At 42.1% G+C, this 22,190-nt stretch carries 18 protein-coding genes and 2 pseudogenes; 14 read left to right on the top strand and 6 right to left on the bottom strand.

The genetic code is table 11. From position 1 onward, the window contains the following. The first annotated feature begins 5 nt into the window (after window positions 1-5). Window positions 6-2,441, top strand: coding sequence for a hypothetical protein (locus V7K67_RS10110; RefSeq protein ID WP_334706852.1), 2,436 nt, complete (start codon window positions 6-8; stop codon window positions 2,439-2,441). Window positions 2,442-2,567: 126 nt separating this feature from the next. On the opposite strand, the gene argC is transcribed toward V7K67_RS10110, so the two are convergent. Then, the gene (argC, locus tag V7K67_RS10105; protein ID WP_335166355.1) at window positions 2,568-3,542 is read right to left on the bottom strand and encodes an N-acetyl-gamma-glutamyl-phosphate reductase; all 975 of its coding nucleotides are present in this window, start codon (window positions 3,540-3,542) and stop codon (window positions 2,568-2,570) included. Window positions 3,543-3,947: 405 nt separating this feature from the next. Next, a pseudogene (tnpA, locus tag V7K67_RS10100) lies at window positions 3,948-4,154 on the bottom strand (IS200/IS605 family transposase); the annotation flags it as partial. A 211-nt stretch (window positions 4,155-4,365) separates the two neighbouring features. Here tnpA and V7K67_RS10095 point away from each other — a divergent pair. Then, the gene (locus tag V7K67_RS10095) at window positions 4,366-4,743 is read left to right on the top strand and encodes a hypothetical protein (protein ID WP_334731387.1); all 378 of its coding nucleotides are present in this window, start codon (window positions 4,366-4,368) and stop codon (window positions 4,741-4,743) included. Between the two features lie 159 nt (window positions 4,744-4,902). Here the strand turns inward: V7K67_RS10095 and V7K67_RS10090 are convergent, their stop codons facing one another. Continuing rightward, window positions 4,903-5,412, bottom strand: coding sequence for a pentapeptide repeat-containing protein (locus V7K67_RS10090; RefSeq protein ID WP_334731386.1), 510 nt, complete (start codon window positions 5,410-5,412; stop codon window positions 4,903-4,905). A gap of 456 nt (window positions 5,413-5,868) precedes the next feature. On the opposite strand from V7K67_RS10090, the gene V7K67_RS10085 reads away from it, so the two are divergent. Next, the gene (locus V7K67_RS10085) at window positions 5,869-6,357 is read left to right on the top strand and encodes a YraN family protein (protein ID WP_334731385.1); all 489 of its coding nucleotides are present in this window, start codon (window positions 5,869-5,871) and stop codon (window positions 6,355-6,357) included. A 69-nt stretch (window positions 6,358-6,426) separates the two neighbouring features. On the opposite strand, the gene V7K67_RS10080 is transcribed toward V7K67_RS10085, so the two are convergent. After that, window positions 6,427-6,816: a hypothetical protein gene (locus tag V7K67_RS10080; protein ID WP_012412259.1), complete on the bottom strand. Its 390-nt coding sequence runs from the start codon at window positions 6,814-6,816 to the stop codon at window positions 6,427-6,429. Between the two features lie 245 nt (window positions 6,817-7,061). Here V7K67_RS10080 and queA point away from each other — a divergent pair, with 245 nt between their 5' ends. The 11 genes from queA (at window position 7,062) to V7K67_RS10025 (ending at window position 20,055) form a co-directional block, all read left to right on the top strand. Beyond that, window positions 7,062-8,273, top strand: a complete 1,212-nt coding sequence (gene queA, locus V7K67_RS10075) for a tRNA preQ1(34) S-adenosylmethionine ribosyltransferase-isomerase QueA (RefSeq protein WP_335166416.1) — start codon at window positions 7,062-7,064, stop codon at window positions 8,271-8,273. Between the two features lie 148 nt (window positions 8,274-8,421). After that, the gene (locus V7K67_RS10070) at window positions 8,422-9,495 is read left to right on the top strand and encodes a tetratricopeptide repeat protein (RefSeq protein ID WP_334731384.1); all 1,074 of its coding nucleotides are present in this window, start codon (window positions 8,422-8,424) and stop codon (window positions 9,493-9,495) included. A 100-nt stretch (window positions 9,496-9,595) separates the two neighbouring features. Continuing rightward, on the top strand, window positions 9,596-10,438 hold the full coding sequence (locus tag V7K67_RS10065) for a methyltransferase domain-containing protein (RefSeq protein WP_334731383.1): 843 nt from the start codon (window positions 9,596-9,598) through the stop codon (window positions 10,436-10,438). Window positions 10,439-11,079: 641 nt separating this feature from the next. Next, a complete protein-coding gene (locus tag V7K67_RS10060) occupies window positions 11,080-12,045 on the top strand; it encodes a homogentisate phytyltransferase (protein WP_334731382.1) in 966 nt (321 codons plus the stop codon). Between the two features lie 3 nt (window positions 12,046-12,048). Further along, window positions 12,049-12,522: a tetratricopeptide repeat protein gene (locus tag V7K67_RS10055; protein WP_334709722.1), complete on the top strand. Its 474-nt coding sequence runs from the start codon at window positions 12,049-12,051 to the stop codon at window positions 12,520-12,522. Window positions 12,523-12,911: 389 nt separating this feature from the next. After that, window positions 12,912-15,065: a hybrid sensor histidine kinase/response regulator gene (locus tag V7K67_RS10050; RefSeq protein WP_334731381.1), complete on the top strand. Its 2,154-nt coding sequence runs from the start codon at window positions 12,912-12,914 to the stop codon at window positions 15,063-15,065. Window positions 15,066-15,668: 603 nt separating this feature from the next. Continuing rightward, window positions 15,669-16,898, top strand: a complete 1,230-nt coding sequence (locus V7K67_RS10045; RefSeq protein WP_335166351.1) for a tetratricopeptide repeat protein — start codon at window positions 15,669-15,671, stop codon at window positions 16,896-16,898. 69 nt (window positions 16,899-16,967) lie between these two features. Beyond that, window positions 16,968-18,563, top strand: coding sequence for a uroporphyrinogen-III C-methyltransferase (gene cobA, locus V7K67_RS10040; RefSeq protein ID WP_442943802.1), 1,596 nt, complete (start codon window positions 16,968-16,970; stop codon window positions 18,561-18,563). Next, window positions 18,545-18,736: a hypothetical protein gene (locus V7K67_RS10035; protein ID WP_335166349.1), complete on the top strand. Its 192-nt coding sequence runs from the start codon at window positions 18,545-18,547 to the stop codon at window positions 18,734-18,736. The genes cobA and V7K67_RS10035 overlap by 19 nt, the downstream gene beginning before the upstream one ends. 181 nt (window positions 18,737-18,917) lie before the next feature. Beyond that, window positions 18,918-19,508 carry a dephospho-CoA kinase gene (coaE, locus tag V7K67_RS10030; RefSeq protein ID WP_334731378.1) on the top strand — a complete coding sequence of 197 codons (591 nt, stop codon included), beginning with the start codon at window positions 18,918-18,920 and terminating at the stop codon, window positions 19,506-19,508. Between the two features lie 274 nt (window positions 19,509-19,782). Further along, on the top strand, window positions 19,783-20,055 hold the full coding sequence (locus V7K67_RS10025; RefSeq protein ID WP_334709719.1) for a hypothetical protein: 273 nt from the start codon (window positions 19,783-19,785) through the stop codon (window positions 20,053-20,055). 593 nt (window positions 20,056-20,648) lie between these two features. Here the strand turns inward: V7K67_RS10025 and V7K67_RS10020 are convergent. Beyond that, on the bottom strand, window positions 20,649-21,014 hold the full coding sequence (locus V7K67_RS10020; RefSeq protein WP_334732210.1) for a DOPA 4,5-dioxygenase family protein: 366 nt from the start codon (window positions 21,012-21,014) through the stop codon (window positions 20,649-20,651). Between the two features lie 651 nt (window positions 21,015-21,665). Then, window positions 21,666-22,097, bottom strand: a pseudogene (locus V7K67_RS10015) (universal stress protein); the annotation flags it as partial. Window positions 22,098-22,190 lie beyond the last annotated feature (93 nt).

Below are 22,190 nucleotides of genomic sequence, written 5' to 3'. Positions count from 1 at the left end.
TACTAATGAAAAACTTAAGGCAAAATTTTCAGGCGTTGGGCTGGGGGCTGATGAGTGCGACATTAGTACTTCAACCTACATTAGTACAAGCTCAATATATCCAGCGATCGTTCTTAAATCCAGGCTTTGAGTCGCCTGTTTTTGGTTCTGCTAATGAACAATGTTACGTTCAAGTGGATCAAAGCCTTATCCCTGGTTGGAGTACCACTCATGGCTCAGTAGCATTAGGAACAGGTAACTGTACTGGTTATGTATCTCCAGGCTCAGTACCACTAATTGAGATTTGGACTTCAGGATTTAATGGCGCTAGTACAGCAACTAATGCAGGGAATCAATTTGCGGAGTTAAATGCTGAACAAGCTTCTGAGTTGTATCAGAATATATGCCTAATTCAAAATGAGACGATCACATTCTCTTTTTTACATCGTGGGCGTTCAAGTGCAACTATTGCTGATGTAGCAAATTTTCTCATTGGACTAAATACTAGTTCAACATCAACTATTTTTGGCACGTTCTCAACAACTAGCGATGGAACAGTTACGGCACAACCATTAGCCCAGAATGGTGCAACTATTCCTACTGTAACTAACAATAATGCCGGAAATGGTTGGGTACGATACTCTGGTACTGTTCCTTACACCGGAACTACTGGGAATAATCCTGTAGGATTTGCGGCTGTTTCTACAGCCGGTGGGAACAATACCATAGGTAACTTCCTTGATGAAGTCCAATTTGCTGGTAAACCTGTGGTTGAGTTTACAGCAAGTTCGGGTGGTGCAGCAGAATCAGAAACTAACCCGACAACTAATCCTCCCAAACTCAGAATCGTTGGTTTAGTGCCAACCGGAGGGATAAGTGTTCCTATCTCCGTCAGTGGTACAGCAGTTTTGGGTACAGATTACAATACAACATCAGGCACATCCACCTTTAATATCACTATCCCCGCAGGTAACTATGATGGTAGTGATGCCACTAGTGTTTTTACGATTCCCTTTACTGTTATTAATAATAACGTTCCTCAAGGTGTGAGGACAATCGTATTCACCATACAAACTTCATCTAGTTTTTTCGCCAGTTCGACCACAGCTTGTGGTGGTTCCCCGACAGTCGTCTCCAATTACACGATCTATGATGATGATTTCCTTAGCGGGAAGGTTTGGGACGATGCTGATAATAGCGCTAATAATACTTTTACTAATATCAATACTGGCTCAGAAACAGGTACTAATGCAGGTGGGTTATTAAATGCCATTCTAGTAGATTCAACCACTAATAAAGTGTTGGTGACAACATCTGTCGCAGCAGATGGTACTTACACCTTTTCCAATGTTCCTCTGAATCAAAGCAACGTCCAAATTATTTTAAGTACAACTGCTGGCACAGTGGGTAATACTGCCCCTGCGCCATCTCTTCCCTCTAATTGGGTCAATACTAGCCCGCTGACGACGGCTATTTTTAATACTGGCACAAACATTTCTAGTAAGGACTTTGGGATTGAACAGTTACCCGATACTAATAACGTCACTGCATCTCTGCAAACAAATCCAGGGGGAACCAATAAATTGCAAGTACCTACCCTATCAGCTACCGATCCTGAAGATGGCAACTTTAGTGTTGGCAAAAGTTTCAAGATTATCAGTCTGCCAACAAATGGGACACTTTATTACAACAACATAGCTGTGACAGCGAACCAAGTCATTAATAATTATGACCCAACTCAGCTGACATTAGATCCAAATGATGGTGCAATAACTGTCACATTTACTGTGGCAGGTGTGGATGCAGCAGGTAAAGAAGATCCCACACCTGCTACTGTGACGATGCCATTTACAGCTAGCAAACCTAAGCTACTTTTAGTTAAACGGATCACGCGCATCAATAACCAGGATTTAAACGACATTGTAGATGGTCGCAGTGACGTTTCTACCACTGCTGCCAATTATGTATCACCCCTTTATGAGACTGATGATGATAGCGATAAACCGTGGCCAATTGGTTATTTGCGGGGATTGATTAATGCTGGGATAGTCAAATTAGGGGACGAATTAGAATACACCATATACTTTCTTTCTAATGGTCTGTCTGATGCAACTAATGTCCGCATTTGTGACTTAGTGCCTGGTAATGTTACTTTTATTCCTAATACTTTTAATGGTATGACTCCTAATGATGGCGGCTTGCCAGAAGCAGATCAAGGAATTGCCCTAGCTATTGGTTCTACTACACCTACGGCTTATCTAACTAATGTAGCAGATAGCGATCGCGGGCGTTTTTATACAGCTAACGACTCAGCCACACCATCATACTGCGGTATTAACACCAATGGGGCAGTAGTGGTCAATATTACAGTTCCAAGTTTTCCCAGTCTACCGGCTGCGACTGGATCTGGTACACCAGCTAATTCTTATGGTTTTGTGCGCTTCCGCGCTAAGGTGAAATAGGTTTAGCTACTGTTAACTGGGGTAATTATATTAACACTACTAGTTAGAGAGACGCGATAAATCGCCGTCTCTACAAGTAATTTATCCATCAATTATTTATTGACAGACTACTACTTCATCGCCATTTCATGACAATCCCAACTCTTCTGGAAAACCGAGCATGATGTTTAGGTTTTGGACAGCGGCTCCTGATGCGCCTTTACCCAGGTTGTCAAGACGAGCAACTAACAACACTTCTTTGGTGGTGTCATTGGCAAATACAAAAACCTGAACAATATTGGTACCGTTTAGTGCAGTCGCATCTAGAAATGTTCCGTCTCGTAGTAGAGTAGAATCTTGGAATGGAGCAACCTGCACAAACTTTTCACTTTGGTAGTAGTTAGCGATCACTTGATGGATAGCCTCACCTGATGGTGGATTGTCCAAAGTTCCCAGCGGCAAAGGCACCTGTACTAGCATCCCCTGTTCAAAATCTCCCACTGCTGGTACAAACAGCGGCGGCGATGCTAACCCTGAGTAATGATGCATTTCCTTAACGTGCTTATGCCCAAACTGCAAACCGTAGATGCTGTATGGATAGAGTGACTCTGCCCCGGTTTGCTGTTCATGGAAGCTATGATATTGTTTGATGAGATTCTTTCCACCACCTGAGTAACCTGACACTGCATTAACGGTGACGGGAAAGTTACTGTTCAGAAGCCCTTTAGCAATCAACGGACGGATACAGGCTAAAAATCCTGTAGGATAACAGCCTGGATTGCTGACAAACTGAGCGCTGGCGATTTTCTCTCGCTGTCCTGGATTTATTTCAGGGAAGCCATATACCCAATCTTTAGCTGTGCGATGGGCACTACTAGCATCCAGGATCTTAACCCTAGTATTTCTGACTAAGCTAACAGCTTCGCGGGCCGCATCATCAGGCAAGCAGAGAATGACAACATCAACAGCATTAATTAGTTTGGCTCGCTCAGTTGCATCTCTATGTTTAGATGCCTCAATGCTAACTAACTCAATATCATCCCGTTGGTTGAGACGTGAGTAAATCTGTAAGCCTGTGGTTCCCGATTCTCCATCGATGAAAATCTTTGGTTTAGTAGTCATACGCTTCTGATATGTGAGTGATATTTTGACTGATTAATACTTACTTGACTAGGACTTACGCAAAGGTAACGAAAAACGTAGACGCGGAGCGGTGAAGCAGCGCGGTCTTCTCACATTGGGAGAGGCTAGCGCCAAGGGGGTTTCCCCCATGAGCGACTGCTGTTAGCGCCGGCGGCAAGCGACGTTAGGAGCGTCACCCGGAAGGGCTTGCCGCAGGCTACCACAGAGGACGCAGAGTCCACGGAGGAATGAGAGTTTGAGAGGGTTTTTGCGTAAGTCCTATTGACCTCTGGTAAATGAATTATAGATGTTAATACTTCACAAAAATATCGCCGAACGGTACGGAAGCCACTTGGCTTTAGACAGTGGAGGAAGTACCAACGGCGAATTTATTCGCTGTGAAGATTAGTTGTGATCAGGGTCTTCAATATACCTTTTAATGACTTCTGCTGAAACCTGCCCAGCCGTGGAATAAAAGTAACTGTTAGTCCAAAGACTTGGCAGCTTTAGCAACTGAGGAAATTCTTTTCTGAGTAGATAGGATGAACGACCCTTAAAAGCTTTAACAACCTGGTTAATGGCTGCATCGGGCTGATACTCAACAAATATGTGATCGAGAAACTGAGGCGGTATGGCAATATCAGCAAGTGTTTCACTCATACTTTGAAAAGTATTGCAGCTATTTTTTTAGTGCTTTACGCTTCCCATAAGGTGTTGATAACTAGTATAACACCTTGTTCTGTCTTGATTTCAGTGCTTTTACCCTGCCAGAACCGTTTTGATTGCGGATAGAAATATATGAAATCTTATATTTTGAAACTGTATGTATTTTAAAATAGGCAAGATTGTGGGAGCGATCGCTGTTTTATTGAGTAATGGTAGTGCAATAGCCCAAGATACACAAAGATATATCACTGTAGGGCATGATAAATTAGGAAACAGTGTAGCTCTGGATACAAAAACTATTCAGGGCACTACATATAAGCTTTACGGAATCTATGGAGATGGCATCTTTGAAACTACCTTTGATGCTTCGTGCAAAGAATCCCGGCTTTTTCGGAATCGCATTGCCATTTATAGCTCAGACGGACAGCTACTTCAAGACGATGAGCAGAAAGGAGAAATACCTTTTGTAGCCGATTCTTCACCAGGCAAAGGAATGCAAATTGTTTGTCAAAAGATTGGTGCCCGTGGTTGGTAGATTAAGTGGGGAATGGGGGGATAAGGGAGCAGGGGGAGAGAAACAAGTTAAAAGTTAAAAGTTAAAAGAAATATTGAATTTATCTTTCTTTTTACTTTTTACTTGGTTCTTTTTACTTGTATGCCCCATGCCCCATGCCCCATATCCAGATAGAAAATACTAAGGACAAAACAACGTGTCACGCGTATCTCGTCCTGTAATGGGATTAGTCCCTTTGGCAAGTTTGCACAATTTTTTTTGCTCATCGGGACGTAGCAGCGTATCAGTAAAATCTGCCCCGTCAATGATTGCACCATCAAATCTGGCGTTAGCAGCAAAAGCACCCTCCAACAGTGCATTTGTCAAATTTGCTCTGACTAAACGAGCTGAGTCTAAAGTGGCATTTCTCAAGTCAGAACCCTCCAAATTCGCAGACTCTAAATTTGCTGCAAAGAAGCTGACACCGTTCAAATTAGCGTGGCTGAAGTTGCTTTGGCGAAGATTAGCTTTAGTAAAGCTAGAGTCTGTTAAATCACGTCCAGAGAAATCAGCCTCAACCAAAATTTCCTTATTATATTCCAGTGCTAAAGCTGTTGGAGCAAAACCTGCGGTTGCGGTAATGCTAAATATTCCCCACAGTAATAAGCTGACTATGCTTGCCCAAATTCGGGCGCTTAACTTAGAATTCATGCGATTTTTAGCCTATGGCGAACCCTCCTCCATCTCATTATCCTTGAGTCAGAGATGTTAGCGCAAAAATCCTTTAAAAATATTTTGATGAATACTATTTCAAGTTCATACGACGATTTGAAAATCTTGCTCTCCAGATTCGGCCTGACATTGAACTCCCGTCTACCCTAATGCAATGGCTGGAGGAATTATATAACAGCGACCGGATATTACGAAAAAGATAAGGTTCAAAGCCGTACTTCGTCCCGCTACGCGCTTTCGCCCGCAAGTGGCGCGATAGCTCCCTTGCTCCCTAGCTTCCTTGGTTGAAGCCCCACCCGCAAGTGGCGTGGTTTTTCTCCTCTGCTCCTCTGCTCCTCTGCTTTTTCACTTAGGCGTGGCACTGTCTATGTTGTGCAAGGGGTATGTAATTACTTGTTTTGGTATCGTTAGAGAACAATAGAATACCAGATTTTTATGAAATATTTAAATAGTGGTCAATTAGGAGAAGACCTAGTAGCCGAATGGTTGCAATCTACAGGTTGGCTAATTCTCCATCGTCGCTTTTCTAGTCGGTGGGGGGAAATTGATATCATCGCTGAATATGCTAGAGAAGCAGAGGGAACAGCAGGAGAACTCAGGACTCAGCACTCAATATTGATTTTTGTTGAAGTCAAAACCCGCAGTTCAGGTAGCTGGGATGCAGGGGGAAGAAGCGCAATTACCCTACAAAAGCAAGCAAAAATCTGTCGTACATCTGAAATATTCTTAGCCCAGCATCCTGATAAGGTAGATTATTCTTGTCGATTTGATGTTGCTATTGTCTACTGTCAAAGGATACCAAAAAATCTGATTGGAGTTACAGCAAACCAGGAAGCTCTAGCTACTTCATCAGTACCCGGATATAAGTTTAAGCTGCAAGAATACATTCCAGCAGCTTTCGACTCTTTAATTGATAATGGTTGATCGGTAATGGATAAAATATCTTGATTACCAATGACCAACTATTTTGTAGTGGCGTTACAACCAAAAGTATCACGCCAAAGTTTCTGGACAGTAGCCTAAGCCTCGGACAAACTGTTGCCGAAATGCTTCAATTTCGTCTCTTTCTGGGCTACCATGAGAAACGATCGCTACTTGATAACGACGCATCACATCCACAGGGCACTGTCCCGCTTCCAAACTCCAAAGTGCCATTTGCACCCTCATTGGCGGTTCGTAGCTAATTCCTAATTCATTTAGAAAAGCCCGAAAGTCGCCATCTTCTTGGGGCGAGACTTGACCTTTGAGTTTGATCCTAACCACCCAGCCATCAATTTGATGAATTACGGTGACGAACGAAACTGGTGTCTGGGGTCTAGCGTGGAGGTGTTGAACGACCCTCAGGGTTAGACTGGCATTTGCCAGATAGTACAAGTATTCCATGTTTGTTGGTGCTTGGGATCAAAGCCAATCCTACATATCTATATTCGTCAATCAGTGCCCCTTCCCGGTAGGGTAAAAGCCCCCGTTTTTAGATGGGGAGGTTTACCCAATTTTTATGTTAAGTTTTCCGTGTTACTTAATAGTAACAATCTTATAGCCTAGAGACAAAACTGAGCCAAGATCCCTTAAAGTTCCTTTAGAAGGGAAAGCTTAAACTAGCTTTTTTGAGAGAGTATAAATACTAAATAAAGCAAAAACTAGTACAAGCCAATTTGAAAGATACATCTCGTCCACAAGCAAAAGATTTTGAATTAGATTGCTCGGTAGCTGGCTATGACTACGAACTACCTCCAGAACTCATTGCCCAAAATCCAGCAGTTCCTAGAGATAGTTCGCGGTTACTGGTAGTTGATTCTCCCACTACAGGCATCGAAACAGCATCCCTACACCATATTTTCCATGATTTGCCTGGACTGCTACGCTCTGGTGATTTGTTGATTATGAACAATACAAGAGTCATTCCAGCGCGGCTTTATGGTCATAAATCCACTGGTGCGAAAATCCAAGTGTTGCTGTTGGAAGAACGGCAGCATAACTGTTGGTTAGCTTTAGTTAAGCCAGGAAAAAGCTTCAAACTGGGAGCGAAGATTATTTTTGAACCAAGGCAATTAGGGATTCGGGATTATAAAGATTCTTCCCCAATCCCCAGTCCCCAGTCCCCAATCCCCAGCCCCCAACTCACGGCTACAGTTTTAGAAACAGACGCAGCAACCGGAGGGCGTTTGTTGCAATTTGATGTACCAGAGGGAAAGTCCTTGGTGCAACTGTTAGAGGTATTTGGTGAAGTACCGCTACCACCGTATATCACGACCTCAGAAGCAGCTGATGAGCAGTATCAAACAGTTTATGCTAAACAGCCAGGAGCGATCGCAGCTCCGACGGCAGGATTACACTTTACCCCAGAATTATTACAACAGTTGCGCGATCGCCAAATCAATCAAGCTTTTGTAACGCTACACGTTGGTGTAGGTACATTTCGCCCTGTGGAAGTGGAGGACGTAACTACCCATAAAATGCATGAAGAATGGATTGAAGTTCCCGCCGCCACAGTAGAGCAAATCCACGCTACTAAAGCTGCTGGCGGTCGGATTATTGCTGTAGGAACAACAGCAGTAAGGGCTTTGGAAGGGGCAGCTAAATCTGGGAACTTACAACCATATTGCGGTAAAACAGACTTGTTTATTTATCCCGGCTACCAATGGCGGGTAGTGGATGGTTTGATTACGAATTTTCACTTACCGCGTTCTAGTTTATTGATGCTGGTAAGTGCGCTAATTGGTAGACAACGGTTATTGAATATATACAACGAAGCGATCGCTTTTGGATATCGCTTTTATTCCTTCGGTGATGCCATGCTAATTTTGCCGTCAGCGGTGGGAATAGGGAGTAGGGAGTAGGAAATTATGCAATTTGAGATTTTTCCTTCAACCCAAAATCTAAAAATCTAAAATTGGCAGAGTTAAAAGTTGAAAATTTGGAATTTTTTCTTTCGTGGTGGGTACTCTGACTTATGAGGAGTTAAAAATAAGTATAGGTCTGTTATTCATGTCTGAAAAATACCTATTTTCTCAGGGGTTAAATTTATTTTGCCAGGTGACACTCGTTGGGTGTTCTGCGTTTTTGGTCTTGGCTGCACCGGCAATTACTAATTTCCCAGTTAGCAAGTTGCTGGCAGAAACCGCAATTTCTCAGGATTTGGAAGCAGCGAGCTTTTTCCAGCAGGGAGTGACGCGCTATAACCGCCAAGACTTACAGGGCGCGGAATATGCCTTTCGTCAAGCGTTGCAGCGAGATTCTAGCCTTGGGGCAGCGCGAAATTATCTGGGTAATATATTTATGGAGCAAAATCGCCTGGATATAGCTTTACAAGAATATACAGAGGCGATTAAGATTAATCCCAATTTTAGCGAAGCTTATTACAACTTAGGGTTAGCGTTGCAACGACAAGGAGAAAAAGAAGCGGCGATTACGGCTTATCGCCAGAGTTTGGTGATAGACCCCACAAGGGTGGCAGCGCTGTATAATCTGGGTTTGGTGCTGTATGAACAAGGGCAGGTTGAGGATGCGATCGCAGCATACCAGCAAGTAATCAATCTAGATAGCACTTATGCCAATGCTTATTTTAATCTAGCGATCGCCTTGCAACAACAAGGAAAAATAGAGCCTGCGATCGCTTCTTATCGCCAAGTATTGCAGTTAGATCCTAAAAATGCCACAGCTTACAATAACATGGCAAGTTTGCTAGCAATGCACGGTCAAGCTTCTGAGGCTATTTCTGTTTATCGGCAATCTATTCGCCAAAATCCGAAAAATGCCTCAGCTTACTATAACTTGGGAGTCACTTTATATAATCAGGGCGACATCAAGAAAGCCAATGGAGTCTTGAAACGCGCTCATCAGGAGTATGTTGAGCAAGGCAACATTGAACAAGCCCAAAAAATTGATCAGCTAATGCAGCAAATTGCCCAGCAAAATGGACAACAGCAACCTCAAGCTAGTCAAACAGCTGTGCAGACACCAGAGCCAAAAATACAAAATCAACCAGAAACGCCAGCAAACCCTAGCAATGTCCCTATATCAGCTGAACCACAGATTACTTCAACGAGTCCCGGACAATAAAAAATTCAAAATTCAAAATTAATATTCTGACTTTATTTAAAAACATACATGGTAGGCTACGAACCAGTATGTTTTTTTGAATTTTACTACTAGTTTTTTCATGAGTGCAACACTTTACCAGCAAATTCAGCAGTTCTACGATGCTTCCTCTGGTCTGTGGGAGCAGATTTGGGGCGAACACATGCACCACGGCTACTACGGTGCTGATGGCAGCCAGAAAAAAGACCGTCGTCAAGCTCAAATTGATTTAATCGAAGAACTGCTCAATTGGGCAGGGGTACAAGCAGCAGACAATATCCTGGATGTGGGTTGTGGCATTGGTGGCAGTTCTTTATACCTGGCAGAAAAGTTTAATGCTAAGGCAACAGGGATTACTTTAAGTCCTGTGCAAGCTGCCAGAGCAACGGAACGCGCAATGGAAGCGAATTTGAGTCTGAGAACTCAGTTTCAAGTAGCCAATGCTCAAGCAATGCCTTTTGCTGACAATTCTTTTGACTTGGTTTGGTCGTTGGAAAGCGGTGAACACATGCCAGATAAAACTAAGTTTCTTCAGGAGTGCTATCGGGTGTTGAAACCTGGTGGCAAGTTAATTATGGTGACTTGGTGTCATCGACCAACTGATAAGTTACCACTGACGGCGGATGAAGAGAAGCATTTGCAGGATATTTATCGGGTGTATTGTTTGCCTTATGTGATTTCTTTACCAGAGTATGAAGGCATAGCCCGTCAACTTCCATTAAACAATATCCGCACCGCCGATTGGTCAACCGCTGTCGCTCCTTTTTGGAATGTAGTAATTGATTCGGCGTTCACTCCCCAAGCACTTTGGGGCTTACTAAATGCCGGTTGGACTACCATTCAAGGGGCATTATCGCTGGGGTTGATGCGTCGCGGTTATGAGCGTGGGTTAGTTCGGTTTGGCTTATTGTGCGGGAATAAGTAGAAAGCAGGGGGGCGGAGGGGCAGGGGAGAAAGAATATCAACGCTTCATTAACCAAGGTGAGGGGTTACTAATCATATTCACCAAACTACCTAAGTACAGCTTTGCATAAGTTCGTAACTTTTTTAAACGCAGAGGAACACAGAGGTAAACGCAGAGGTACGCAGAGTTTTGCCAAAGTTAATTCGCTATGAATTAATGAAATGTTGTACTAAGATTCGATTGTAGATTTTATATAATTCTCTAATTCAATCCATGTTTGTGTTTCTGCTCCCCTAGTTATCCACCTTTTCATCTTTGAGGAACTTGAGGATGTCGTATTTATTTTTAGGGCATGGGGCATTGGGCATTGGGCAAAACAGTTCCGTTAGCGGATAGCTAGGGTTTAGCCCGTTCCGAGTTTCGAGTGCTGAGTAAAGAAATGAGATTCCCCACTCAGCACTCAGCACTCATTACTCAGCACTCTTGAGGGGCATTGGGCATGGAGAAGAGACAAGGAAGAAAGGGGAGCGAATTTCAAAGTCCCTCTCCCAAGCTTGGGAGGGGGATTTAGGGTGAGGGCTTTTGATTCATGCGAGAAGTCTAATGACCAATTTCTGTGACAATGATTAACAACCAGCCAGAATATTGTATTTAAGCTACTCATGAGCCAGAGTTCTGAAAACAGCCCTTTACCAGGCAAACCTGTTCAATCATATTTCCAGTGGTTATACGCTTTCTGGAAATTCTCTCGCCCGCACACAATTATTGGTACAAGTCTGAGTGTTTTAGGTTTATATTTAATTGCCATTGCCATTAATCCTACTGATTCCCTACTCCCTACTCCCCACTCCCTAATCCCTCTGTTGGGCGCATGGATTGCTTGTCTGTGTGGCAATGTCTACATTGTGGGGCTGAATCAATTAGAAGATGTGGAAATTGACAAGATTAATAAGCCTCATTTGCCCCTAGCATCTGGTGAGTTTTCTCAGCAAACAGGGCAATTGATTGTTGCTTCTACTGGGATTTTGGCGCTAGTTGTGGCGTGGCTAACTGGCCCATTCTTATTGGGGATGGTGGCCATTAGTTTGGCCATTGGTACTGCTTATTCTTTACCGCCAATTCGCTTGAAACAGTTTCCCGTTTGGGCGGCGCTGTGTATTTTTTCGGTGCGCGGTACGATTGTTAACTTAGGGCTATATCTGCATTACAGTTGGGCGTTGCACCAAAGTCAAACAATTCCGATTGTGGTGTGGGTACTGACGTTATTTATTTTGGTGTTTACTTTTGCGATCGCGATCTTTAAAGATATCCCCGATATAGAAGGCGATCGCCTCTACAATATTACTACTTTCACCATCAAACTCGGCTCGCAAGCTGTGTTTAATCTGTCTCTTTGGGTAATAACTACCTGCTATTTGGGAATTATTCTGGTTGGGGTGCTACGCGTCGCCTCAGTTAACCCCATATTCTTGATAGTGACTCATTTGGCGCTGTTGGCTTGGCTGTGGTTGCGGAGTTTGACGGTAGACTTAGAAGATAAAAGTGCGATCGCTCAATTCTACCAATTTATCTGGAAACTCTTTTTTATGGAATATCTGATTTTTCCTATCGCCTGTCTTTTGGCTTAGACAATGCTAGAAACCTTTCCCACTAGTTCGATTATCGCTGCTATTGTAGTTGCGATCAGTCTGTCAATCCTTGGTTATTTCGCTTGGAAAACTTTGATAACCTCAGATTTATTTCAAAAAGGCATCAATCTTGCTCAAGCAAAAGATTACCAAGGTGCAGAAGCAGCCTTTCGCAAAGTGATTTCTATCAACTCTACAAATGATGTAGTGCGCTTATTTTTGGGAGATGTTTTAAACCAGCAAGGACAAGTAGAGGAAGCAACAGAATTATTCCAAGAAGTAATTCGCCGCAGTCCGAAAAATCCTGATGCTTACTTGCGTCTGGCAAATATTCTCATGCAGCAAGAGCGAGAAGAAGAAGCTAAAACTAACCTGATACAAGCTAAAGATTTATTACAAAAACAGCGCCAACCTGAAAAAGCTAAAAAAATCACTCAACTGTTAGATAAAATGAGTGCTAAGTCAAGTGAATCTTAAGTTGAATGAGAATTGCGAAGATTAAATTTTCCTGTTTTGTCTCCTAATTTTTTTGCCATTCTCATCATTATGGTGAGAATGGTTTTTATTTTGGAATTTATCGAACATAATTCAGGAGTCAGGAGTCAGAATGAATTCTGTACTACTGGCGGATAGCACTGCGCTAGCAAGTATTTGAGCGTCACATCTTGATTCTGACTTCTGTTAGCGCAGCCCATTCTGACCGAAAACGACTCATGATACAGAGCAACTAAATTTATTTATGGGGATCAATAATGCAATAATTTTGAATTCGTAGAGAAGCGACGTGACTTCTTCCTCAATCTCTTACTTCCTATCTTCAGACACGATATTATTAAATTTTATCGATTCCCAAAAATCAAGTATTTATGTCAGACATAATATCACAATTGTGGACTATTTTTTTTACATCAGAATCATTTATTCCACATGGACACTGTTATCTATGGCAAACGAATTTAGTTTGGTTACACATATTATCTGATTCGTTTATTGCACTAGCTTATTACTCGATTCCAGCTACACTATTTTACTTTGTTCGTAAGCGGCAGGATTTGCCCTTTGATTGGATTTTTCTGCTATTTAGTGCATTTATTGTAGCTTGTGGCACTACTCATTTAATAGAGATTTGGACACTTTGGCATCCCATCTATTGGGTTTCGGGGTTTGTCAAAGCAGTAACAGCCACAATATCTTTTATTACAGCAATAAATCTTGTGTATCTAGTTCCCCAAGCATTGGCATTTCCTAGCCCTGCTCAACTGGAACAAGCAAATCAAGAACTTCAAACCCAAATAGCCGAACGCTTACGGGTAGAGAAGGAACTGCGAAAATACCAGAATCATCTAGAAGAAATGGTTGCTGTTCGCACCAATGAAATTACTAAAACTAATGAGCAATTACAACAAGAAATCTTTGAACGCCAACGCATCTTAGAAATTCTCCGACAAAGCGAAGAACGCTACCGTTACTTGGCTGAGGCAATTCCTCAACTTGTATGGACAACTAAACCTAATGGTGAATGTGATTTTTTTAATCAAAATTGGTGCGATTATACAGGGCTAACATTAGAGCAGTCCTTAGGTTCTGGTTGGTTAGCGGCATTGCATCCAGATGATGTTCAAAGGGCTGATAAGGTGTGGTCTGATGCTGTAAAAAGTAGAACTATATATAACAATGAATATCGCTTTAAACGGGCTTTGGATGGTTCCTATCGTTGGCAGTTAGCGCGAGGTTTACCGCTCAAAGATGAGCAAGGTTTTGTAGTCAAGTGGTTTGGAACCTGTACAGATATCCACGAACAAAAACAAATACTTGAAGAACGGGCACACCTACTGGAATTAGAACAAGTAGCACGAGCGAAAGCAGAAACAGCCAATCGAATTAAAGATGAATTTTTAGCCGTCCTTTCTCACGAACTACGAACTCCACTAAATGCAATTCTTGGCTGGTCAAAGTTGTTGCAAACTCGCAGGTTAGACCAAACAAAGACATCGGAAGCACTAGCCACAATTGAGCGGAATGCTAACTTACAGGTGCAACTCATTGAGGATTTGCTGGATATCTCCAGAATTTTACAAGGCAAACTGACGCTGAATATTACGAAGATTAACCTAGAGTCTACGATATTGTCGGCACTAGAGACAATGCATTTAGCAGCAGAAACAAAGTTGATTGAGGTGAATACAGCGTTTGAACCAGATGTGGGACAAATCATGGGCGACTCGACTCGTTTGCAACAAGTCATCTGGAATCTCCTTTCTAATGCGATCAAATTTACACCCAGGGGAGGAAAGGTAGAAGTGCGATTAGAGGAAGCTGATGGCTATGCTCAAATAATTGTTAGTGATACAGGTAAGGGAATTAACGCTGATTTTTTGCCTTATGTGTTTGATTACTTCCGCCAAGCAGATAGCACCTCTACAAGAAATTTTGGGGGATTGGGATTAGGATTGGCAATTGTGCGTAATATTATCGAAATGCATGGCGGCATCGTCAAAGCAGATAGTCGCGGTGAGGGTAAAGGGGCAATATTTACTGTTAGCTTGCCGCTTCTGCCAGATGCAAGACCAAAGCTGACGGATGAACAAAATGGCCCGGCATTATTAGCTCCTAACTCCTTACCCCTCAGTGGTATCCGGGTTTTAGTTGTCGATGATGATACTGATTCGCGAGATTTTGTTGCTTTTGTATTAGAGCAAGATGGGGCTTTTGCCATTGCAGTATCTTCTGCTGATGAAGCATTACAAACCTTAGCAGAGATCAAGCCAGATGTGTTAGTCAGCGATATTAGTATGCCATATATGGATGGCTATATGTTAATAAATCAAGTGAGAACTTTGACCCCAGAACAAGGTGGACAAATTCCAGCAATTGCCTTGACTGCCTTCGCAAGAAATGATGACCAGCAGGAAGCGCTAAACGCTGGGTTTCAGATGCATTTACCTAAGCCTCTTAATCCAGAAGAATTAATTGCAGCCATTATTAAACTTATGGGAATAAAAGTGTCAACAATTTCCTAAAAACCGATTTTTTACTCATAATAAAGCTTCATCTATAGCAATCCTAAATCAGTTGTGAAATTACTCATTGAGCTAGGGAACAGGGAACGGGGAAGAAGGATTACAAATGTACTTTGTTTTTTTACAAATGAAATTGGCAAGCAAAAAAATAGTTCATTAGACGTAGGTTGGGTGGAGCGGAGCGCAACCCAACATCCTGAGATATGTTGGGTTACGCAAAGCCTCCACTACAATTTTTTGCAACATTTTAGCCTTGCCACGCTACTACGTGTATTTCAAAAATCAAATAGGAGTCCTATATATTGTGTACAAACAAACAATTATATGAGAGTACACTTGTATCAAGTTAGCCTAATCACTTATAATTCGTGCTATAGCCCCGCCAAAGCTACGCTTTTGCTCCCTTCAGAGCAAGCAAAGAGGGGCTAGTACAAGAAGGCAAAAGTAAAAAGGCAAAAGTAAAAAGAAAGAATGCTTATTTTGTAAGCTTTCTGGCTATTTTAGATGGGTAGTTTATTTACGCCGTGTTGTACTAGGGTATTTTTTGATGGCAATTAGCCGAACTTGATATTACATGTCAACCAAGCAGGTAAGGTAAGAAAAATGCTGAGAAACAAGAATCTACTGGTAGCAGCTATTATCTGCTTGTGTTTGAATAATGGGAATACTGCCTTTGGTAAAGATGTTGGCGTTGTTTTGGCAAAAATTTCAGACTCAGATCGAGCAGCACTTCCTCAGAACAAAAACGCAGAGGCTAAATTAGAGGAAGGAAATAATCTCTATAAACAAGGAGATTTAAAAGGAGCAGAGGCGGCTTTTCGGAAGGCAATTGAACTGCAACCCAGCTTTGCACAAGCTTATATTGGCTTGGGAAATACTCTCGACGATCAAGGTAAACCACAAGAAGCGATCGCACAATACAATAAAGCCATTAGCCTCGATCCTCAAGATTCTGGAGCATACTTTAATTTGGGTTTGACTTTAGCGAGAGTGGATCAATTAGAAGCGGCGATCGCACAATACAAAAAAGCCATTAGCCTCGAACCCAAGTATGCTGAAGCTCACTACAACTTAGGAAATGCTCTCTACGCTCAAGGTAAGCTAACCGAAGCAGTCACCGAATATACCCAAGCGATTAGCCTCAAACCGGATTATGCCCCGACTTACGCACGTTTGGGAAATGCTCTATACGATCAAGGCAAGCGAGAAGAAGCGATCGTACAATACAAAAAAGCTATAAGTTTCAATCCCAAGTATGCAGACGCTCACTATTACTTAGGAAACGCTTTGTACGCTCAAGGAAAACCAACAGAAGCAGTGGCAGAATATACAGCAGCCATTGGCTTAGATCCGAAAAATACAGCAGGTTATAATGCCTTGGGAAATGCTCTATACGATCAAGGCAAACTAGAAGAAGCGATCGCACAATACAAAAAAGCTATAAGTTTCAATCCCAAGTATGCAGACGCTCACTATAATTTAGCAAGTGCTTTATACGCTCAAGAGCATTTACCCGAAGCCGTCGCCGAATATACTCAAGCGATTCGCCTCGATCCGAAACATGCACAAGCTTACACAGGTTTGGCAAATGCGATGGACGATCAAGGTAAGCCACAAGAAGCGATCGCACATTACAAAAAAGCCATTAGCCTCGTACCCAACTATGCTTATGCTTACTATAATTTGGCCATCACTTTGGGCAGGGAAAAACAGCTAGAAGAAGCGATTTTAAATTTAAAAAAAGCCAGAGAGTTATTCCAAGCAGAAGAAAACAAGGAAATGGTTGAGCAAGTCGATCAGCTCATTCAAAAAATTAATACGCGAACGAATTGAATAAAGGGGATTGGGGACTGGGGACTGGGGACTAGAGATTGGGGAAGAAGAACTATTGATAAATGACAAATGATTGTGAATCAAGAAAGGGGGAAAGTCTACCTTGTAGGTGCTGGGCCTGGAGATGTGGCATACCTGACAGTAAAGGCTTACAATCTTTTAGCTGCTGCTCAGGTGTTAGTCTACGATGCTTTAGTAGATGCTCAATTATTGCAGTGCGTACCAGATGATTGTCTGAAGTTGGATGTCGGCAAACGCGGTGGTAAACCCAGTACAAGCCAAGCAGAGATTAACAAGTTACTTGTAACGCACTGTCTGCAAGGTAAACAAGTTATACGGCTGAAATCAGGCGATCCGTTGATTTTTGGGCGTTGCACTTCTGAAATTGAAGCGTTGAAAGCATCCGATTGTGATTTTGAACTGATACCAGGAATTTCCTCAGCCCTTGCAGCACCTTTGTTAGCAGGAATTCCCCTGACAGATCCGGTGTTAAGCCGCGCTTTTGCAGTATTGACAGCGCACGAACCAGAGGTTTTAGATTGGGAGGCACTCTCACGGTTAGAGACACTGGTGATTTTGATGGGAGGGCAGCATCTAGCAGAGATTGTAGATCAATTGATGCGGCACGGGCGATCGCACTTAACACCCATTGCCATCATCCGTTGGGCGGGAACTCCTAATCAACAAATTTGGACAGCGCAACTAGGCAATATTTTGGAACAAACCACCGGATTATCACTTTCTCCGGCGGTAATTGTGATCGGCGAAGTTGTTGGGCTACGCAAGTACTTACAACCTGAGAAAATAGATTGTCAGGATTCGACTACAGCCAAAACTTTTAGCCTCCCTGCTATGTCAAGCAACTTCCCCCAATCTCCCCTTACTGGTAAAATAATCTTGGTGACACGTTCAGTTAGCCAGTCAAGTCAATTTAGCGATCGCCTCATCGCATTAGGTGCAACAGTCATCGAAATGCCTACCTTAGAAATCGGCCCGCCTTCCAGTTGGGAAGCTTTGGATCGTGCGATCGCTCATTTATCTGACTTCGACTGGTTAATTCTCACTTCTACCAATGGCATAGACTACTTTTTTGAAAGACTAAATGCTCAAGGTAAAGATACCCGTGCCTTAGCAGGCGTCAAAATTGCCGTTGTTGGTGAGAAAACAGCCCAAAGTCTCAAACAACGCTCTCTACAAGCAGATTTTATTCCCCCCAATTTTGTTGCCGATTCTTTAGTAGAAAATTTCCCAGAGCAACTGGATGGTAAAACGGTTTTATTTCCCAGAGTTGAAAGCGGTGGAAGAGAGGTTTTAGTTAAGGAATTAACTATCAAGGGAGCAAAGGTAATAGAAGTTGCCGCATATCAATCTTGTTGTCCTAGTAGTGTTCCAGCTGCGGCAGAGTTAGCTCTCCAAAACCGCAAGGTAGACGTGATTACCTTTGCCAGTTCTAAAACTGTGCAATTTTTCTGTCAACTTACTAACAATATATTTTCCCACAACTCTGATGCTAGCCAATTCTTAGAGGGCGTTTGTATTGCCTCTATCGGCCCCCAAACCTCCAAAACTTGCCATACTTTATTCGGACGTGTGGATGTAGAAGCAGAAGAATATACTTTAGATGGTTTAACCCAAGCACTGATCCTATGGGCGACAAATTCTTAGATGAGGGATTGGGGACTGGGAACTGGGGACTGGGGACTGGGGACTGGGGACTGGGGACTGGGGACTGGGAACTGGGGACTGGGGACTGGGAACTGGGGACTGGGGACTGGGAACTGGGGACTGGGGACTGGGTAATGGGAGAATTATTAAAGAAGTCTCTTCCCAATCCCTAATCCCCAATCCCCAATCCCTAATCCCCAATCCCCAATCCCTAATCCCTAATCCCCAATCCCTAATCCCTAATCCCTAATCCCCAATCCCTAATCCCCAATCCCCAATCCCCAATCCCCAATCCCCAATCCCCAATCCCTAATCCCTAATCCCCAATCCCCAATCCCTAATCCCTAATCCCCAATGCCTAAACGTATAATCGGCTTAACTGGAGGTATTGCCACAGGCAAAACCGCCGTCACCAATTATTTAGCTAGCGTTTATAATCTGCCAATTTTGGATGCAGATATTTATGCTAGAGAGGCAGTATCTTTAGGTTCGCCGATTCTGGGTGCGATCGCTCAACGTTACGGCGAACAAATTTTACTACCCGATGGCAGCCTCAACCGCCAAAAGCTAGGCGAAATTATCTTTAATCGTCAAGATGAACGCAACTGGATAGACAATTTGATTCACCCTGACGTGCGCGATCGCTTCCTCAAAGCAATTGCCCAGTCTTCCTCACAAATATTGGTGTCAGTAGTGCCTCTATTATTTGAAGCTGGGATGACTGATTTAGTTACAGAAATCTGGGTAGTGCGTTGTTCTCAAGAGCAACAACTACAAAGATTGATACAACGAAACCATTTAAATAGAGAACAGGCACAAGCTAGAATTAACAGCCAATTATCTATCGAAGAAAAAGTGGCTCATGCAGATGTCGTTTTAGATAACTCCTCCACCCTAGAAGTATTACTGAAGCAGGTAGATGTAGCCCTAAAAACCCACAAGTAGATACTAAATACTATTTATATTAAAAAATATACATAAACGACATTTTCAAGATACAAAAATTTTATAATATAGTTAAGTAATAAACACTCATGTCTCACAATACTTTATCCAATAATTAAGTGGTTTTACAGTTGAATTTACGGTTAATATCACCGTAAATTTAAGTGAGTTAACTTTATGAATTATCAGTTATATCTTTTAATTTTTATTAAGTGCCTTCTCTTCAATTAGGACAGGTATGAACTTAAGTTTTAGTTTTTTAAATAAATTATCTTTGGTTATCTCTTCAGCAACAAAATTAAAACAGAAGAATAAAATACACGATTATAGTCAACAAGTTTGGGGAAGCGACTACGTATTTGAGCGCCTCAACGAAGGAATGATTGGCTACATGACTGGAGTAGGGACAGGCATCAAACCCTGCGATCGCATTATTTTACGAGAAGGTTGTGAATCCTATCAATATCAAGTTGAAGAAATTGATTACTATTCCGATCCATCTGATATGTGGATAGCTTTACTCAAGCAAGTAAGTAGGCAAGAATAACTATTTATTGCGTATGCAGAACGCTACAATAGTACATATCTCTCAGAAAATGACTCCTCTTGCGATCTCTACAAGAGCATCGGTGAGAGGTTCAGATAATCTTACTTTTGTCAATTAGAAATTATGCTTAAAATTTGGAAAGAGCCGAGGTATGAAGTTAACTGTTGTACTGAAATTATGGGTTAAGAATAAATGATGCGTATCAAGATGACGCGTAGGCAAAGCCCAACCTAGGCATCGCCCAATCAAAAATTCTGTTTCTAACCCCGATTTCAGCAATATTTTAAGTACTATTGCTTATTGACAAATTGTATCTGACCTTAACCTCTCACAAATGCTACAAGAGGAGTTATTTTCCGCTAGACTTAACTTAAGGAACGTGGATTAAATAAGATGCAAAACTTCATCCTATCTCTAGCTTCCCTCTCCTTAAAAAGGAGAGGGATTGAGGGTGAGGTAAACCAGGGACATAAATTGTATGTTATTTAATTCTTATTCCTATGTATAAGCTGAAACTTATATTTATCAGGAAATTGGACTTTATTAATCACAATAGAAAAAATTTCACGCCCCAATAAAGTAGGCTACTTCCCTTAATTAGATGAAGTTGAACTAACCTGTCGAAGAAACTCAATATTCAAATCTAACTTTTTTCCTAACCATAAAGAATGCTCCGTATGATCTGAGACAGCATCGCCTGTATTCGGGTGGACAAGAATATCCAATCCCTCACGATTGAGCATTAACCAAGGAACGACTTTATCGAATTGATTCGGTAAGAAAGCAACTTGATACATCCCTTGTGGGTGGGGCCCGATGGGGTGGTCAAACCAGCGTCCGAGTTGCACGTCAAATCTAGCGCCCAATCCTTCACGTACACGCACAGCTACATCCTGACTCGCAGTATCGAAGTAAACATGAGCGTGAAAACCAGTGATCTCAATAGCATCTTCCTTCATAGATCCACTTTTCGCTCTTAACTCTAATTTTGGGTAGTGGACTTTTTCTTTCTTACTGAAAAAGCGATCAATCAATTCTATCCCAATACCGTGCAGTTAAAGATAGATTGTGGAAATTTGACTCACAGAGGTTATCGATTGAAGTAACTAGTACCGCAAGGCGGAAGTCAAAAGTCAAAATGAATATAGCCTAAGAGTTTCGTTGATTTGGAATGGGTGGTTTATTTACGCTGTGCTGTACTAGATAGCCGAGAATAAACCAAATTCAGAATTTGATTAGCGAAGATTTATGCAGTGTTATAGGAATCCTATTTGATTCCTGAAAAAATCTAAGTATAAGTATATGTAGTAGTGTGGCAAGACTAAAATGTTGTAAAAAAATTGTAGGTTGGGGAGCCACTGCGTTGCGCGGGTTAAGAGCGTTGTAGCAAGTGGCGTTGGAGGCTTTGCCAAAGCCAACATCCTGATATATGTTGGGTTGCGCTCCGCTCTACCCAACCTACGTCTAATGCACTATTTTTTTGCTTTCATACCCTACGTGTATTTCAACAATCAAATAGGAGTCCTATAGTAGTAAGTATTTTAGTCCTTATTTTCTAAACACTAAAGTCCTTACTACAAACACTCAAAACTAGGCTGACAAAGTAGTATTTAGTTGACGCTGAAAGCGCTTGTAGTTTCTTTGACAACCTCATCTATTTTAGGAGTAACTGAAAGATGCACAATATGCACTGAACAAGGAGTATGGTGAAGAACGTAATTACTCACACTACCGAGAAATAGTTCCATCAGCCCAGAGCGACCCCGACGCCCCATAACAATTAGATCAGCACCATAACTATGGGCTAAATCACAAACTATCCGGCCAGGATTACCAACATTTTGCGTAAATTCCGTAGTGACACCTGCTGTGTTAGCTTGAGCAGAGAAAGATTGCAACATCTGGATTCCTAGATTTTTAAAGGTATCCCACTGCTTTTGGTATAACTCAAAGCTTTGACTACTTAATCCTGGATAGTAGTCCATATTAGACAACATCGGTACATAAGGACTACCCTCTTCTTCAGGAGATAGGACGTGCAGTCCCTAGCTATCTAATTGGTATTTCAGGGCTTGAGACTCAAGCACAGAGAGAAGTTCGGTATGTTGATTGACTAAACCTTGTATTGCGGTAAT

This window comes from Nostoc sp. (assembly GCF_036917155.1).
Lineage (GTDB): Bacteria > Cyanobacteriota > Cyanobacteriia > Cyanobacteriales > Nostocaceae > Nostoc.
The sequence above is the reverse complement of the archived record's forward strand: the minus strand, read 5'-3'. Positions and strand labels throughout refer to the sequence as shown.